11 protein-coding genes and 1 tRNA gene are annotated in these 14295 nt (G+C 43.5%); 6 read left to right on the plus strand and 6 right to left on the minus strand.

Going from position 1 to position 14295, the window contains the following annotated elements:
- Positions 1–25 precede the first annotated feature (25 nt).
- The 3 genes from ACM0OS_RS10045 (at position 26) to ACM0OS_RS10055 (ending at position 4473) form a co-directional block, all read left to right on the plus strand.
- Positions 26–1513, plus strand: a complete 1488-nt coding sequence (locus tag ACM0OS_RS10045) for a hypothetical protein (protein ID WP_414543042.1) — start codon at positions 26–28, stop codon at positions 1511–1513.
- Positions 1514–1693: 180 nt separating this feature from the next.
- Positions 1694–3064, plus strand: a complete 1371-nt coding sequence (locus ACM0OS_RS10050) for an S-layer homology domain-containing protein (protein WP_414543043.1) — start codon at positions 1694–1696, stop codon at positions 3062–3064.
- A 320-nt stretch (positions 3065–3384) separates the two neighbouring features.
- Positions 3385–4473, plus strand: coding sequence for an SGNH/GDSL hydrolase family protein (locus ACM0OS_RS10055; protein ID WP_414543044.1), 1089 nt, complete (start codon positions 3385–3387; stop codon positions 4471–4473).
- Here the strand turns inward: ACM0OS_RS10055 and ACM0OS_RS10060 are convergent.
- On the minus strand, positions 4415–5191 hold the full coding sequence (locus ACM0OS_RS10060; protein ID WP_414543088.1) for a class II aldolase/adducin family protein: 777 nt from the start codon (positions 5189–5191) through the stop codon (positions 4415–4417). The genes ACM0OS_RS10055 and ACM0OS_RS10060 overlap by 59 nt on opposite strands.
- Positions 5192–5235: 44 nt before the next feature.
- On the opposite strand from ACM0OS_RS10060, the gene ACM0OS_RS10065 reads away from it, so the two are divergent.
- Complete coding sequence (locus ACM0OS_RS10065) at positions 5236–6282, plus strand: M42 family metallopeptidase (RefSeq protein ID WP_414543045.1); 1047 nt, start codon at positions 5236–5238, stop codon at positions 6280–6282.
- Between the two features lie 54 nt (positions 6283–6336).
- Here the strand turns inward: ACM0OS_RS10065 and ACM0OS_RS10070 are convergent.
- A tRNA-Thr gene (locus ACM0OS_RS10070) sits at positions 6337–6408 on the minus strand.
- A gap of 33 nt (positions 6409–6441) precedes the next feature.
- Between ACM0OS_RS10070 and ACM0OS_RS10075 the strand changes: the two genes are divergently transcribed.
- A complete protein-coding gene (locus ACM0OS_RS10075) occupies positions 6442–6711 on the plus strand; it encodes a DUF3493 domain-containing protein (RefSeq protein WP_414543046.1) in 270 nt (89 codons plus the stop codon).
- 311 nt (positions 6712–7022) lie between these two features.
- On the opposite strand, the gene ACM0OS_RS10080 is transcribed toward ACM0OS_RS10075, so the two are convergent.
- Positions 7023–8714, minus strand: coding sequence for a DUF1565 domain-containing protein (locus tag ACM0OS_RS10080; RefSeq protein ID WP_414543047.1), 1692 nt, complete (start codon positions 8712–8714; stop codon positions 7023–7025).
- A gap of 362 nt (positions 8715–9076) precedes the next feature.
- On the opposite strand from ACM0OS_RS10080, the gene ACM0OS_RS10085 reads away from it, so the two are divergent.
- Positions 9077–9610, plus strand: a complete 534-nt coding sequence (locus ACM0OS_RS10085) for an alpha/beta hydrolase (RefSeq protein WP_414543048.1) — start codon at positions 9077–9079, stop codon at positions 9608–9610.
- On the opposite strand, the gene ACM0OS_RS10090 is transcribed toward ACM0OS_RS10085, so the two are convergent.
- The 3 genes from ACM0OS_RS10090 to infB all read right to left on the minus strand — a co-directional run bounded on the left by ACM0OS_RS10090 (position 9607) and on the right by infB (position 13865).
- A complete protein-coding gene (locus ACM0OS_RS10090; RefSeq protein WP_414543049.1) occupies positions 9607–9804 on the minus strand; it encodes a hypothetical protein in 198 nt (65 codons plus the stop codon). The two genes, ACM0OS_RS10085 and ACM0OS_RS10090, sit on opposite strands and share 4 nt — an antisense overlap.
- Before the next feature lie 110 nt (positions 9805–9914).
- A complete protein-coding gene (locus tag ACM0OS_RS10095) occupies positions 9915–10550 on the minus strand; it encodes a low-complexity tail membrane protein (RefSeq protein WP_414543050.1) in 636 nt (211 codons plus the stop codon).
- 210 nt (positions 10551–10760) lie between these two features.
- Positions 10761–13865 (minus strand): translation initiation factor IF-2, encoded by a 3105-nt coding sequence (gene infB / locus ACM0OS_RS10100; protein WP_414543051.1) that lies wholly within the window; start codon positions 13863–13865, stop codon positions 10761–10763.
- Between the last annotated feature and the right edge of the window lie 430 nt (positions 13866–14295).

A 14295-nucleotide genomic window follows, 5' to 3' on the forward strand; every position in this document is an offset into this window, starting at 1 on the left:
CTCCTATCTGATCGGCATTTTTGATATGAGACACATCTTTTTCAGCCTTTTGCTTCCTTTTTTGCTGGTTTCTGTTGCCAGAAACGTGCTGGCCGCTGAATATCAGTCTTCATCTACCCAACAACATCATCTTACATTTGAGCCATCAAATGAAAAATTTTATACTGAAGCTGGGCGACTGGTGCAGCGACAGATAGATTTGATTGCCCGGATTGAGCAAGCACTAATTAACCCAGATGCTAATCGGATGCGAGCTGTGGGAGGGCAATTAACGGTTCAAGTCAAGACTGTGGAAAATTTTCTCCACCGTCAACATAAAAACTCGCACACTTTGTGTAGCAAGCAAGCAGATTTAGCGAGAAACTTAGTCTCCTTACCTGACCAGTTGACTGCATCCCAAGCTCAAATTTACTGCTCTTTGTATGCTTCTAGCCAGGAATTATTAAAACTTACCCCAGTGCTAGACCGATTATTATCTCGACGTGGTGAATTAGCTTTAGTCAGACAGCTACCCCTAGTTACTGGTGAGCATCAATCAGACCCTGTGCTTTCCATTGCACCAATGCAGTATCCTCATCTGAGAAAGCTAGCCACACCTTTCTCTACCTGGGAACCAAAGTCACCGACCGCAGCATCTGCACCTTTACCAGTAATTGGTAGGACGGCGAAAACCGCCATAGCTAATTATGTACCGCCTGTACAACCTGCGATCGCTGCACCTGAATCATCTTTGACTACTCTGGCTACTGCCAAGCAAATTTTGGCGGCGACACAAAGTTCATTTCCCCCAGAAATCCGTTTTACAGATCCTTGGGAAAATGCTAGTATCCTTGATCGTTTCGCCTACGACCTCGATCCCCAAGAATCGCAAAGTTACGCGAAGTTTTTGGAGTTGCCCCGTACTGGTATTTTCCGTGTACTACAATATTCAGCTTACCAACGGCCGCTGAATACTCTCCGGAATAGACTGCAACCCAGCGTTAATGAACGCTACCCTTTCCCCTCTTTAGGTGATGCTCAAAAGAGATTTAATCCTAGTTTAGCACTTCAGGTGCAGGGAGAACGCTTTCAATTAAGGCATCCAGGAGTAGATTACAGTTTCATGGTGGATGTAGGTGATGTCCCTTTAGAAAAGTTAGATGGCAAACTGCAAGCCATACACTCACCCATGAGAGAATTTTTGCTCAACTACCAACCCCCCCAAAACTTAGATGCTTTACAACTAGACAGAAGGCGGTTTTTGACTGGCAAAGACCAGAACTGGCAGCAAAAGCAGACGATTTTAGCCCATGCTCCAGCTAAATTAAATCATACTTATGTGGTGCGATCGCTGCAATTTCAGATACCGGAGAAGATGTTGAATGGTCAACCAATTTCCCCAGAACAATTACAGCAAATCTCCAGCAGTGACATCATCCTGGCATTTCGACCAGTGCGCCGCCGTAGTGATGGTAGCTACACAGTACTCTGGCGAGTATTAAATCAGTTACCCACACCACAAATACAACAATAGAAACAATTAAAAACTCTAAAACATCGTAAATTTAATCAGTTTCGCTGTTCTTCAACAATTTTTATTGCCGCTGACACCTGAATGTCTCCGGGCCATAACCCAAGATTTTATTTGTTGACTTTACCCTAGTTGTGACTGTCTACGCTAGGGTAGGAATTGAGATGTGATTTGTGATTTACTGTGCTTTTGCGTAAACGTCCAGCCGTCTTAATGAGTTTGGCTGTCTTAATGACCGCATTAACAGCCTGTGGTAACAGTCCAACCGCCAGAAATCTGGAACAGTCTTTGGCACCAGATCCCCTGCTTAAAAATAATCCAAGTTTATTTGGCGCTGTGCAGGATAATGAACCACAAACAGGAGAGAATCAAGCCACCGCTGATTTACCGGCTGACTTTCCCTCAGAAATTCCCTTATATCCTAATGCCCAACTACAAGAAGTAACATCTGCGAGTGGCTCAGAAGAAAAAGTGGAGACTCGCTGGCTAAGTTCTGACCCCAGTAATTTTATTACTAGTTTTTATAGTGAGCAGTTTCAAAAAAATGACTGGCAAATTTTACAACAGCCAACAGATGAAGTAGATGGCTTTGAAGCACGTCGCCAAGATTTACAGGTAAAGGTGACTATTCAGCCACAATCAGTAACTAATCCCCAACCCAATCAACCACAAACAGCCACTGCATTACTCATTGAGTACACATCTAATACAACGACAGCCGCACAACCAACTCCCAAGACAAATCCTCAAGGCGATAATTCTAATGTTCTCGGCCCGGTGCTACCTGATAACTTGGCGACACAGCCAAGCGACACATCTGCTAGCCAAACAACTGCTACACCAAAATCTCAGGAATTTAATGATTTAAACAAAGCACCCCAAGAACTGCGACAATATATCCAAGATTTAGCAGCTTTAGGTGTTTTGTCTGTAGAGTCTCAGGCAGTTAAGAACAACTCTAATGATGCCACAACCAACTCATTTGAACCCAATAAAAATATTACTCGTCGTGAATATGCCCGTTGGCTAGTTGCTGCTAACAATGCCATATATGCGAATAATCCAGCTAAACAAATTCGCCCGGCATCAGCAAGCGCTCAACCAACTTTTAGTGATGTATCTTCCACAGATGGGGATTTCTCTGTCATTCAAGGTTTAGCCGAAACTGGTTTAATCCCCAGCCCTTTATCTGGAGACTCCACCGCAGTTTTATTTCGTCCTGACGCACCACTGACACGAGAGCAATTGATTCTTTGGAAAGTTCCTTTAGATGTGCGCCAAGCTTTACCTACTGCCAATTTAGAAACAGTTAACCAAACTTGGGGTTTCCAAGATTCAGGAAAAATTGACCCCAAGGCATTACGTGCAGTGCTGGCTGATTTCCAAAATGGTGAACAATCGAATATTCGGCGAGTGTTTGGCTATACAACTTTGTTCCAACCTAAAAAACCAGTGTCTCGCGCTGAAGCTGCTGCGGTTTTGGGGTATTTTGGCACTTTAGGTGAGGGAATATCTGCTGCTGAAGTTTTGAATGTCAGGCGATCGCAGAACTGAGGTTAATGCGGCTAATTCACATCTATTCAGGGAGGGTAGGCTATTTGTCTACCCTAGACTAAATTTTTGGCATTGTCACTTTACGAATCCTTCAAAAAAAACCTGTACATAATGAAGTTCAGGTAAACTTGTGGATTCCTAGTGAATCTACCCTATATAGTACTTTCAATATTGACAGCAATATTAAATACAATTACGCAAATCAAGATAATTGAAATTGCTTGGCTGTGCAATAGTTCATCAATACCGTCAGTACATTTATCATTTCTGATAAATATTACTGAAGCTGACTACATAGCTGCAAACACCACAAAATAAATATGAAAAAACAATTTATTGCCGCCGGATTTGTCGGCTTTTTTTTCCTGTTTCCAGTCAAAGGTTTAGCTGCTAATTTTAGTAATATTTATATATTTGGTGATAGTCTTTCTGATACAGGAAATATTTTTAATTTCACCCAAAATCTGGAGAATCAATTACCATCTGTACCCCCTAGTCCACCATATTTTAATGGACGTTTTTCTAATAATAAAATTTGGGTAGATTATGTAGGAGAGACACTAAATTTAAATCCTATTCCCTTTAGCGAAAATCCCAACATTTTCAACCAGAGTATTAACTTCGCAGTTGGTGGTGCTAGTTCAGGTTTTGGGAATGCTGTTGTTCCTAATGTGCCGTTACCGGGAGTATTAGAACAAGTAAGTTTATTTACCCAAACATTTCTATCGACGAATCCGCAGGTTGATCCAAATGCTTTATATGCTGTGTGGGGCGGTGGCAATGATTATGTATTTGGCACAGATCCTAATCCTATTAACACAGTTCAAAATTTATCAAATGCACTAAATTTGTTAGCCACATTTGGAGCTAAAAATATTATGGTATTTAATTTACCAGATTTAGGTAGAACTCCTTTGGCTTTAGCTACTATGGGATTAGCGCCAATATTGACCGATATAACAGTCGCACACAATACGCAATTAGCAACAAGTCTAGATATTTTCAAAAGTAATCAGCCTGACATTAATGTGATTGATGTTGATGTGTTTTCGTTGTTTAATCAAGTTGCAGATAATCCCAGAAAATTTGGTTTTACAAATGTAGCTATCCCTTGTGTAGTAGGTAGCTTGATTAGCATAAATAGTGTGTGTGATATTGAACAGCAAAATGATTTTCTGTTCTTTGACAGTGTACATCCCACAACACGCGCTCATAGCCTAGTAGCAGATGCAGCATTATTGGCACTTGAGTCTAAATCTGTGCCGGAACCTGGAGCAGTATTAGGGATGTTGGCTGTTGGTGCTTTAGGTGCAGCAGGTGTCCTCAAGCGCCAACAAAAACAATCAGCTTTTACTCAAGCAAATCCGGTTCTTGTCGGACAATCATCTCATACAATGGTTGAAAACTAAACCAACCCAAATTATGTGACCCTACCTGAGCATGCGCTACACTTGCATACTCAGGTTTAATTGGGCTAGGTTTACCAACCGCCTCAGCTAATAATTGTGCTTGACAAGAGCGCTCCATTGTAATAAACCACCAAGCAGCCTCATCAATTGAATGACCAACTGTAAGTAAACCGTGATTTTTCAAGATAATGGCTTTGTTACTACCTAAGGTCTGAGCAATACGTTTACCTTCTTGTAGTTCCAATACCACACCTGTATAGTCATTAAACAGGCTATGGTCTTGATAAAAAGCACAGGCATCTTGGGTAAGGGGATCGAGGAGACGACCGAGACTAGACCAGCTTTTACCATATATTGAATGGGCATGAGCCGCTGCCACTACGTCGGGACGAGCTGCATGAACTTGGGAATGAATAGCAAAGGCTGCTTGATTAACTGGATAATTGCCTTCAATCACTTCACCTTGCTGATTAACTAAAATTAGGTCACTAACCTTAATTAAACCAAAGTGCATCCCCAAAGGATTAACCCAAAAGCATTCAGTGTATTCTGGATCGCGTGCAGTAATATGACCGGCAATACCTTCATCAAACCCATACCGCGAAAATAAACGCAATGCTGCGGCTAGTCGCTGTTTACGATGTAGGCGTTCTTCTTCAATACAAGCAAAAGTTGGGAGTTGGGGAGTCTTCGGCTTTTCTTGGGAGATAACTTGCATATTGCCTTTGGAATTTGTCTTTTTCATTAAAAATCTTGATATCGATGTGGGATTATCAACAGTTATTTCAAATCATTACAGAATTAGTCATGCACCATTCTCCGAGTGGTGTTGAAACAGAAATTAACCAATTTTTGATGCAGCGATTTGCCGCAATAGGTGTAGAAGTATGGTGCGATCGCGCTGATAATATTATTGCGAAAATTCCGGGTAAAAACCCAGAAAGAGCGATTGCTATCACTGCACATAAAGATGAAATTGGGGCGATAGTCAAAACTGTCGGTGGTGCAGGTCGTGTGGAAGTCCGGAAACTAGGCGGTTCATACCCCTGGATTTACGGTGAAGGTGTTGTGGATTTACTAGGAGACAATGAAACTATCAGCGGTATTCTCAGTTTTGGTTCCCGCCATGTCTCCCACGAATCTCCTCAAAAAGTGCAACAAGAAGATACTACTGTTAAATGGGAAAATGCTTGGATTGAAACGAAACTCACGGCGGCTGAATTAGAAGTAGCTGGTGTTCGACCAGGAACTAGAATGGTAATTGGTAAGCATCGCAAGCATCCCATCAGGTTAAAAGATCACATTGCCAGTTATACATTAGATAACAAAGCTTCTGTGGCTATTTTGTTAGCTTTGGCTCAAACTTTAAAGCAGCCAGTAGTCGATATTTATTTGGTAGCCTCCGCCAAAGAAGAAGTAGGAGCAATTGGGGCGCTATTTTTTACCCAAAACCAGCAGTTAGATGCTTTAATCGCTTTAGAAATTTGTCCTTTATCTGACGAATACCCTGTAAAAGATGGCGAAAGTCCGGTGATTTTGGTTCAGGATGCATATGGTATATATGATGAAACCTTAAATGGGCAACTGCGCCATAGTGCCAAGCAACTGGAAATGCCGATACAACTGACAACTTTAAGTGGCTTTGGTAGCGATGCCTCCATTGCTATGAAATTTGGTCATGTCGGTCGCGCTGCTTGTTTAGCCTTTCCCACACAAAATACGCATGGTTATGAAATAGCTCATTTAGGTGCGATCGCTAATTGCATCGCGTTGTTAAAGACTTTTTGCGAAACGCACTTTGAAGAGTAAATTACCCACTCAGATAACACTTGCTCTTTAATATGCGATCATATGTTTTATCCAAGCCGATGACGGGATTCGAACCCGTGGCCTGCTGATTACGAATCAGCTGCTCTACCACTGAGCCACATCGGCAGATACAGCAAATAATTGTAGCATAATTTCTTCATGGTAAAACCAAATCCTCAAAATCGCCTGAATCCAGAACAATATGCTCGCCTCAAAGCGGAAATGGCAGCGCCCTATCGTGGCTTGCGGCAATTTCTCTATATTGGTTTTGGTGCATCTGGTTTGATTGGCGCATTTATCTTCTTTTTTCAAGTGCTGGCTGGGCGAGATGTTGATAGCGCATTGCCTAATTTAGCGCTTCAAGTCGGAGTTGTGGCACTGATGATCTTTCTTTGGCGCTGGGATCAAAGTCGGAAAAGACGTTCGTAGATGTCTCAAAAACTAACTTACAAAAAATTAATAATTAGTGTTTTTTGACTATATTTGGTTTAAATAATATTCATATTTTTCCAACATATAAAAAAAATATTAGAAAATTTCACAAATCAAAAATTTCTGAGAAACTGGAAATTGTTCAAACGGGGTCAGTCAATATAAAGACCCTGAATATAAACCCAAATCCATTTAAATGGGTTTACCCATATTTAAAGACCCCAAAGTTGATAAAAAGCAAAATTTTGTGAGCGCCAGATGAACAAATTGTCAGTCTGGCGCTGTTAATGTTTAAGTCAGAAGTTTGTTTACTGAGCCGTAACTAAATATGGTGAAGGAATTGGTTGGGCGCGTCCAGCATTAACTAGTGCTTGGTAAACAAAGGCAGCAATTTCGGCTCTTGTCGCCGGACGATTAGGATTGAGTTGCCTAGCGGTGGGATAGTTAATCACTAATTGGCGTGTAGTTGCAGCAGCAACAGGGCCAATCGCATAATTAGGAATTTGGGCAGCGTCAGTGTACACAGAAATTGCATTCTGATTACTAGCAGTTAAACCCAGACCATTAGCTAAAGAAACTAATGCCTGTACTCTGGGAATTTCCTGCTGTGGTTTAAAGGTACCGTCAGGATAACCAGCCAAGTACTCACTGCGGTAAGCAGATTGAATGGCATTGTAAGCCCAAAAATTACTAGCCACGTCTCTAAAATTAATATTTGCGCGTTTAACTGGTGGTGTCAAAGCTTTGGTGACAATAGTGGCGAATTGAGCGCGGGTTACAGGGTCATTGGGTTTGAATGTGCCATCAGGAAACCCAGCAATAATACCTTGTGCAGCTAAGGCTTCAATATAAGCTTTTGCCCAGTAACCTTCCGGCACATCTGCAAAAGCAGTTTGTCCAGTGGGGAGGTCAACAGCAGCAGCCACAAAATTGACTTGACCAGAAATGCGACTTTGATCAATATCGTTGCCAATAGCCAGAATTGTATTGCTTCTAGTGGCATTGTTCACGTCATGACGAGCATTCCCGCGAATCAGGTTACCACCAGGATTTTCATTGGTACCGAGGTCTGGTTGAGCATTGACAGTTGCGACAAGACCATCCCGTTTATTATTTTGAATTACATTCTTACGTAATATGGGCCGGGCTGATTCTGAGATAAACAGACCGTCTTGATTTTGGATAATTTGGTTACCCTCAACTAAAGGTGTAGAACTACCACCGATGGCTAAACCAAAACCAGTATCCTGAAACAAATTATTGCGAATTTCACCTTGAGAAGTTCTCGCTATGGAAATCCCGTTCCCTTGGTTTTGCACAAATAGGTTATTTTCTACTCTGGGATTACTGGTACCCGTAACAAAAACTCCTTCTCTAGCACTGTTGGTGAAAGTATTATTTGTAATAGTGGGATTACTAGATTCTACCCAAACCCCTGTACCACGGGGATTTTGGTTCGTGACCGTCACGCCAGAAATAGTACTATTGTTATTAGCCAAGATGGTAATATCTTGTCGGGCAAAGGTACGACTGGTGTAAAAACCACCACCTGTAATTAAGACTGCTTGACCTCTACTAGATTCGTCTCCCCGTAAGGATACCCCTGGGTTGAGTAATAGAGGGAATTTCTCTCCGGTGTCGCTATTATAAGTCCCTGGTGCTAGTTGAATAGTTGTACCTGATTGAGCTTGGCTAAGAGCGTAAGTAATTGTTCTATAGGGCGTTGCTTCGGTTTGACCAACACCAGCCGTATCTGCACCAGTTGTAGGATTTACGTAAATTATTGTTGCAGATGCCGGAACTTGGGCCATTAAAGTTGTGGAAGTAGCTTCTTGCTGGGTAACACCAGCATTTGCCCCACTGGTTAATAATGTAGAACCTCCAGAAACAACTAACAAAGCTGCTAGTCCGGCTCGTAAGGGTAAAAGAGATCCGAGAGAATTATGAGAAATCAAACGAATATGTTTTACAGAAGAAATGTGAAAACCCCGATATTTCATTGTTAGAATCTGTGGTGTGCTGAATTAAAGTTGGTTAAACAAGGTCAAATATAGCAGCTACTTAGCTGTCAAGCCCATGCCAAACTATACCGGATGACTAGCAAATAATCAGCTAAGTTTCGTAAGAAAACATATTAATATTTTTGTGCAAATCTCAAAATCTCCCCAGTTTAGCCTAAATAATCAAGCGATCGCCATAGCTAAATTTGCTCACCATTAACTAATGACGAGCTACATCAGCAGTATAAATTTGTGCCTGAGAGCAGTGGTTTTCCGAAGATAGATACCTAAAGCCAGATGTCCTTAATTGGTAGCAATAGATATGATCCTCAGAACAACAAACCTGATGGTAATTAGGAGAAATGCGTTATCAATTTCCGGTACTGCGTCGAGTCTTAGTAATAGTTAGCACTTGTACTTTCTTTTTCAGCACTCCCGCCTTCGCTGCGGAACGAGTAGTGCTAAGGTACGGAATCCTGCGTGAATCAATTTCTGTAGAGGAGTTATCAACTTTTGCGAAAACTGGGGAACTTTCACGTTCACTACGAGTAAATTTTGCCTTGGCTCGACAAGATCCCCAAGCAATTCGTCCATATTTAACGACACCAGTGCAGGTCAACGTGGTCACTTTAGATAGAGTATTAAATAGCCCGGTTGGTAATCTTATACTCGATGAGCTGAGTCAAGCGATTCACACACCATCACGGACAGCCGACAGACAAGCTTTGCGCGCCGCTTTAATACTTTCTGCTAGTGAAGATGGGCAGATAACGTTGATGGAAGTAATTGAAAATTATCCCACATCAGATGTAGAAATTGACGGCGATCGCTTGGGTAATGCATACCGTCAACTTCGTCGCTTGCAAACAGGTATACAAGATTTTCTGAAATTTTAATAAGCTAAAGTTTCTAAAGTTTCTCGTAAATATTTTTGTACCTGCTGTTCTAGGCGAAGTCCCTGTAATTGAGCATCATGTTCTAGTTGCCAGCGTTGAAAACCGGAACTAGTAGCGATAGCGCATTTGAGACTATACCAAATTTCCGGATCAGCAGAGAATGGGCGATCGCTAGCAGATGGAATTTGAGCCATAGTTTCTCATTCCTTAGTTTTAAGTTCAACAGTTACGGCAGTCATCATTTTCAGCAGATACAACCCTGCCTACATGAGACAGTGCATAATTTGCTTAATACCTATAAGGATTACTTTAGGGGTTTTTGGGGGTCTGTGTTCATCCTGCTCAGAGATGAAAACAACTGGGGGATAATTTGGTTAACCCGTACACCTAAAATCGTGAAGTCCTGCTTAATCTTTTCTAAAGATAATGGTTCTAGGGCGGCAAATTCTGTGTCATTGGTCACTAAAACTCGCGCCACACTCACGGGAATTTGTAAAAATAAGTTACTAGCAAAAAAGGCTAAAGCAGCTAGCAGTAGACCCAAGCTGCGCCACTGGGGTAAAAATTTAGCTAAATTAGCTACCTGTGGCACCATTTGGTAAAGTTGCCACAACACCCCAATTAATAATATTGCTGCTGCTAAGGATAAAAAGCGATTTAACTTTGTCTTAATTAAACAGAGAATTTTCCGCTGTTGCTCAGTTAAATTTTCTGGCTTCAGGGCCACACCCAAAATAGCAAAAATATAAAAAGGGCGGTGTAACTGCATCCACAACAGTGGGATCACACCAATGCTGGCTACGAGGAACAGCTCTAACCATACTGGCAAAAGCGGTTCACCCACAGACAAAAATAATAAGCACATTACCAAAAAGATTGGTGTAGCCGCTAATCCAGCGATGTGAATCCACAATATAGGTTCAGAGCGAAATGAGGCCATATCAAATGTGTATGTGCTTGATTCACCGAAATTTGCCTAAAGGGGAACCCACCTTTCTACAGACATAGGAAGCCATCTCTAGAAAACTTGAGCTATTCTCAGTCCTGTGTGTACAGGGTTTAGCTCGTGCTGAGTTTTGAGTTTTGAGTTTTGAGTTGTCAACCCAAAACCCATCACTTTTACTCATGACCCAGCACTGAGTACCTAGCACTACTTCGTTAAGGTGAGTGTACGACGCTTGGTGACCATCTGATAGGCTTCAATGAGGTCACCTTCAACCCAGTCATGGAACTTATCAATGTTGATACCGCACTCGTAACCGGAGTTAACTTCGCGCGCATCTTCTTTCATCCGTTTGAGTGAGTCTAGAACACCTTCGTAGACGACTTTACCGCCACGACGTACTCGCACTTTGCAGTTGCGAACCAGTTTGCCAGATTGTACGTAGCAACCAGCCACTGCACCCCGACCAACTGGGAATACGGCACGAACTTCGGTTTGACCAAGGGGTTCTTCCACCAACTCTGGTTCCAGAAGTCCTTCTAAGGCTCCTTGAATATCTTCCAAGAGTTTGTAGATGATATTGTATTCCCGCACATCTACCCCAGCTTCGTCGGCTGCTTGTCTAGCGCCACTGGCGTAGGTGGTGTTGAAGCCAATAATGACAGCTCCACTAGCTGCGGCTAGGTCAATATCTGTTTCCGTAATTTCCCCAGCAGTAGCCAATAGCATCCGAATTTGGACTTCGTTTTGGGGGATTTGTCTGAGAGATCCCACAATTGCTTCTACAGAACCTTGTACGTCTCCCTTCAAGATTAAGTTGAGTTCTTTCAACTCGCCTTCTTGTGCTTGGGCTGAGAGTGTTGTTAAAGTCACACGTCCCTGTAACAGACGGGATTGACGTTGCTTGTCTGCGCGATCGCTTGCTAGTGTTCTGGCTTCTTTTTCGTTAGCAAAGACCTCGAAGTCATCACCTGCTGCTGGCACATCACTTAAACCCAGTACCTCGACAGCAAAGGAAGGACTAGCAATCTCTACTCTTCGGCCTCTGTCATCAACCATCGCCCGGACTTTACCAAATGCCGAGCCGGCTACTAGCATATCTCCTACATGCAGGGTGCCATTCTGAATTAGCAAGGTAGCAACTGCTCCTTTAGCTTTATCCAGATGTGCTTCAATGACTGTTCCTTTAGCCGAGCGATCTGGGTTAGCAGAAAGTTCTCCGACTTCGGATACCAACAGAATCATATCTAAGAGGGTATCGAGGTTTTCGCCCTTAATGGCACTCACAGGAACCATGATCGTCTCACCGCCCCATTCTTCTGGGGTGAGGCCATACTGAGTCAGTTCTTGTTTCACCCGGTCTGGTTGTGCCCCTTCTTTATCAATTTTATTGATGGCTACAACAATGGGTACGCCGGCAGCTTGAGCATGGCTAATGGCTTCCACGGTTTGGGGACGAACACCATCATCAGCAGCCACTACTAAGATGGCAATGTCAGTAACCCTTGCTCCCCGCGCCCGCATCGCTGTAAATGCTTCGTGTCCAGGAGTATCTAGGAAGACAATCTGCTGTGTTTGTCCTTCATGTTGCACATCTACATGGTATGCACCAATGTGCTGGGTAATACCACCAGCTTCGCCAGATGCTACTTTAGTTTTGCGAATCGAGTCGAGCAAGGTTGTCTTACCGTGGTCTACGTGACCCATGATCGTCACTACTGGCGGACGCCGCTGGAGTAGTTGCATATCCGCCACATCCAGCATTTCTGTGACTTTGCGCGCTTCTGCTTCTGGTTCGGCGGTTTCGACTTCTATTTCTAGCTCTTTACCGACCAAAGTAATTGTGGGAATATCCAAATTCTGGGTGATACTCACCGCCATGCCTTTGAGGAACAGGATTTTCACAATCTCTGTGTCGGCAACAGCCAAAACATCAGCCAGTTCTTGCACTGTCAACGGGCCTGTAACCACTACCTTTTCGGGACGCTCACGCTTGGTTTCGACTTCTTGACGACGGTTGTGGTCGCGGCGAGAAAAGGATCTTTTCGCTCTGGTAGTGGGCGCACTAATAGTTGCCGCACCAGGCGACTGTGTAGGACGAGCAGCTTTAGGTTTGGGGGGACGGGCAATAGAAAGACTAACCTGGACGATAGCTGGTGAATTTGCATCTTCGTCGTCTAGTAAATCGTCTTCTTCAAACTCATCTTCCAGGATCGGTTTGACCCGCTTGCCTTTAACACCTACTTTGCTCTTTTCTTTGATTTCGTCAATGATTTCTTCTTCTTGCCACTTTTTACCACCTTTGGCTAGACGCGGTGGTGTGGGGCGTTTCAAATCTAAAAGTTCGGCTGCAACCGGATCATTTCCTAGATCAGCTTTTCCGGGTGCGCCTGACATCGGTCTAGGCGGAGTAGCCGTTGGCATTGCTGCTACAGGTTCCGATGGACGTACTGGGCGGCTAGGTCTTGGCCCATCTCCAGTTGCTGCTTGTCCGGGAGGTCTATTGCCTCTAGGCTCCGGTCTGGATGGAGATGATGCAGGACGAACCTGTTTTTGCACTGGAGCTTGTGGGGTATCCGTGCCTGTCGGCTTTGCAACCTTCTGCTTGGGTTGATCGCGTTTGAGTATGGGTTTCTCTGCCGGACTTAGCTGTTCAGTGGCAGGGGTGCTGTCCGCCGCAGGTCTGGCGGGTGGAGACACTAGTTGAGGTTTTTGGGGTTTTTCCGGTTTTGGTCTGTGTGGAACCGTTTTTTCCGGTTTTTGCTCTGCTATTGTTTCCGGTGCCTCTTCATTAGAAACTTGATCTGCTTGGGTAATTGCAGGTTCTGGCGAGGTCTCAGATTGATTCCGGGGTACTGGTCGAATTGGTGCCGTCGGCTTCATGGTTGAGACTGGTGTATCGAAGGGCCGTGGAGGTGAAGGAGGATTAGCTGTGGCTTCGCCATGCAAGCTATCAGACGAAGCAAGTTGGTTATCCGTAGCAACTGACGCCTCTGGGGCGTTGGAGGTAGTATTTCTCAATATTTTGGGTTTGCGAATTTCCAAAATTTGCTGTTTGTGAGGTGGAGCTGGTCGATTGCGAGAGCCAGTGTGCGGTGAATTTGGTTTATGACTGGTTGCACCTTTGGTAGTTACATTGGTAGCCGCCAGTTTTTCGGCAGCCGCTCGAATGCGTTCTGCCTCTGATTCTGAAATAGTGCTGCTATGACTTTTGACCGAGATACTGAGCTGGTCGCAAATTGCTAATAGCTCTTTGTTATCCAAATTCAATTCCTTTGATAATTCGTAGATTCTAACTTTGCCGTTGTTCATCCACTCTTCCCCTTTAATTTACAGTTTTTTAGCGGATGGTTGCCTGGTTTTCGACATCTCCATCCTTTGATTACTGTTTTTAGGTTGCCCTTGGTGATTTTGCCGGTGCCTCCAGTCAGGAAAGAGAGATGTTTTGGTTTAACTCTGGCATTTCCACCCAGGATGATGGTTGATGCCAGGCTGCGCCTGAGCGCTACCAGGTTGCCATTTTTGTGTTTTTTGTTTTGCTGATTCTGAGTCTTCCACAACACAATCGAGTAAAACTTGTTGGGAGTATCACTTTGCTACTCTTTTTGTGGAAGAGCCGCAGGCTTACACACCCATTTACTATTTTGCCACTAACCCTATCAATTGCAGAGAATGTGACTCAAGCACGATGAAGTCGGCTTTCGGCACAAGTACTCTGGGCATGACCACCACAAAGTTTTTC

This window comes from Nostoc sp. CCY0012, assembly GCF_963920855.1.
In the GTDB taxonomy this organism is placed as follows: domain Bacteria; phylum Cyanobacteriota; class Cyanobacteriia; order Cyanobacteriales; family Nostocaceae; genus Cyanocohniella.

Coding starts and splice junctions, on each gene's coding strand:
- ACM0OS_RS10045 (WP_414543042.1), top strand. CDS start 26: ATGAGACACATCTTTTTCAGCCTTTTGCTTCCTTTTTTGCTGGTTTCT.
- ACM0OS_RS10055 (WP_414543044.1), top strand. CDS start 3,385: ATGAAAAAACAATTTATTGCCGCCGGATTTGTCGGCTTTTTTTTCCTG.
- ACM0OS_RS10060 (WP_414543088.1), bottom strand. CDS start 5,191: ATGCAAGTTATCTCCCAAGAAAAGCCGAAGACTCCCCAACTCCCAACT.
- ACM0OS_RS10065 (WP_414543045.1), top strand. CDS start 5,236: ATGTGGGATTATCAACAGTTATTTCAAATCATTACAGAATTAGTCATG.
- ACM0OS_RS10075 (WP_414543046.1), top strand. CDS start 6,442: ATGGTAAAACCAAATCCTCAAAATCGCCTGAATCCAGAACAATATGCT.
- ACM0OS_RS10080 (WP_414543047.1), bottom strand. CDS start 8,714: ATGAAATATCGGGGTTTTCACATTTCTTCTGTAAAACATATTCGTTTG.
- ACM0OS_RS10085 (WP_414543048.1), top strand. CDS start 9,077: ATGCGTTATCAATTTCCGGTACTGCGTCGAGTCTTAGTAATAGTTAGC.
- ACM0OS_RS10090 (WP_414543049.1), bottom strand. CDS start 9,804: ATGGCTCAAATTCCATCTGCTAGCGATCGCCCATTCTCTGCTGATCCG.
- ACM0OS_RS10095 (WP_414543050.1), bottom strand. CDS start 10,550: ATGGCCTCATTTCGCTCTGAACCTATATTGTGGATTCACATCGCTGGA.
- infB (WP_414543051.1), bottom strand. CDS start 13,865: ATGAACAACGGCAAAGTTAGAATCTACGAATTATCAAAGGAATTGAAT.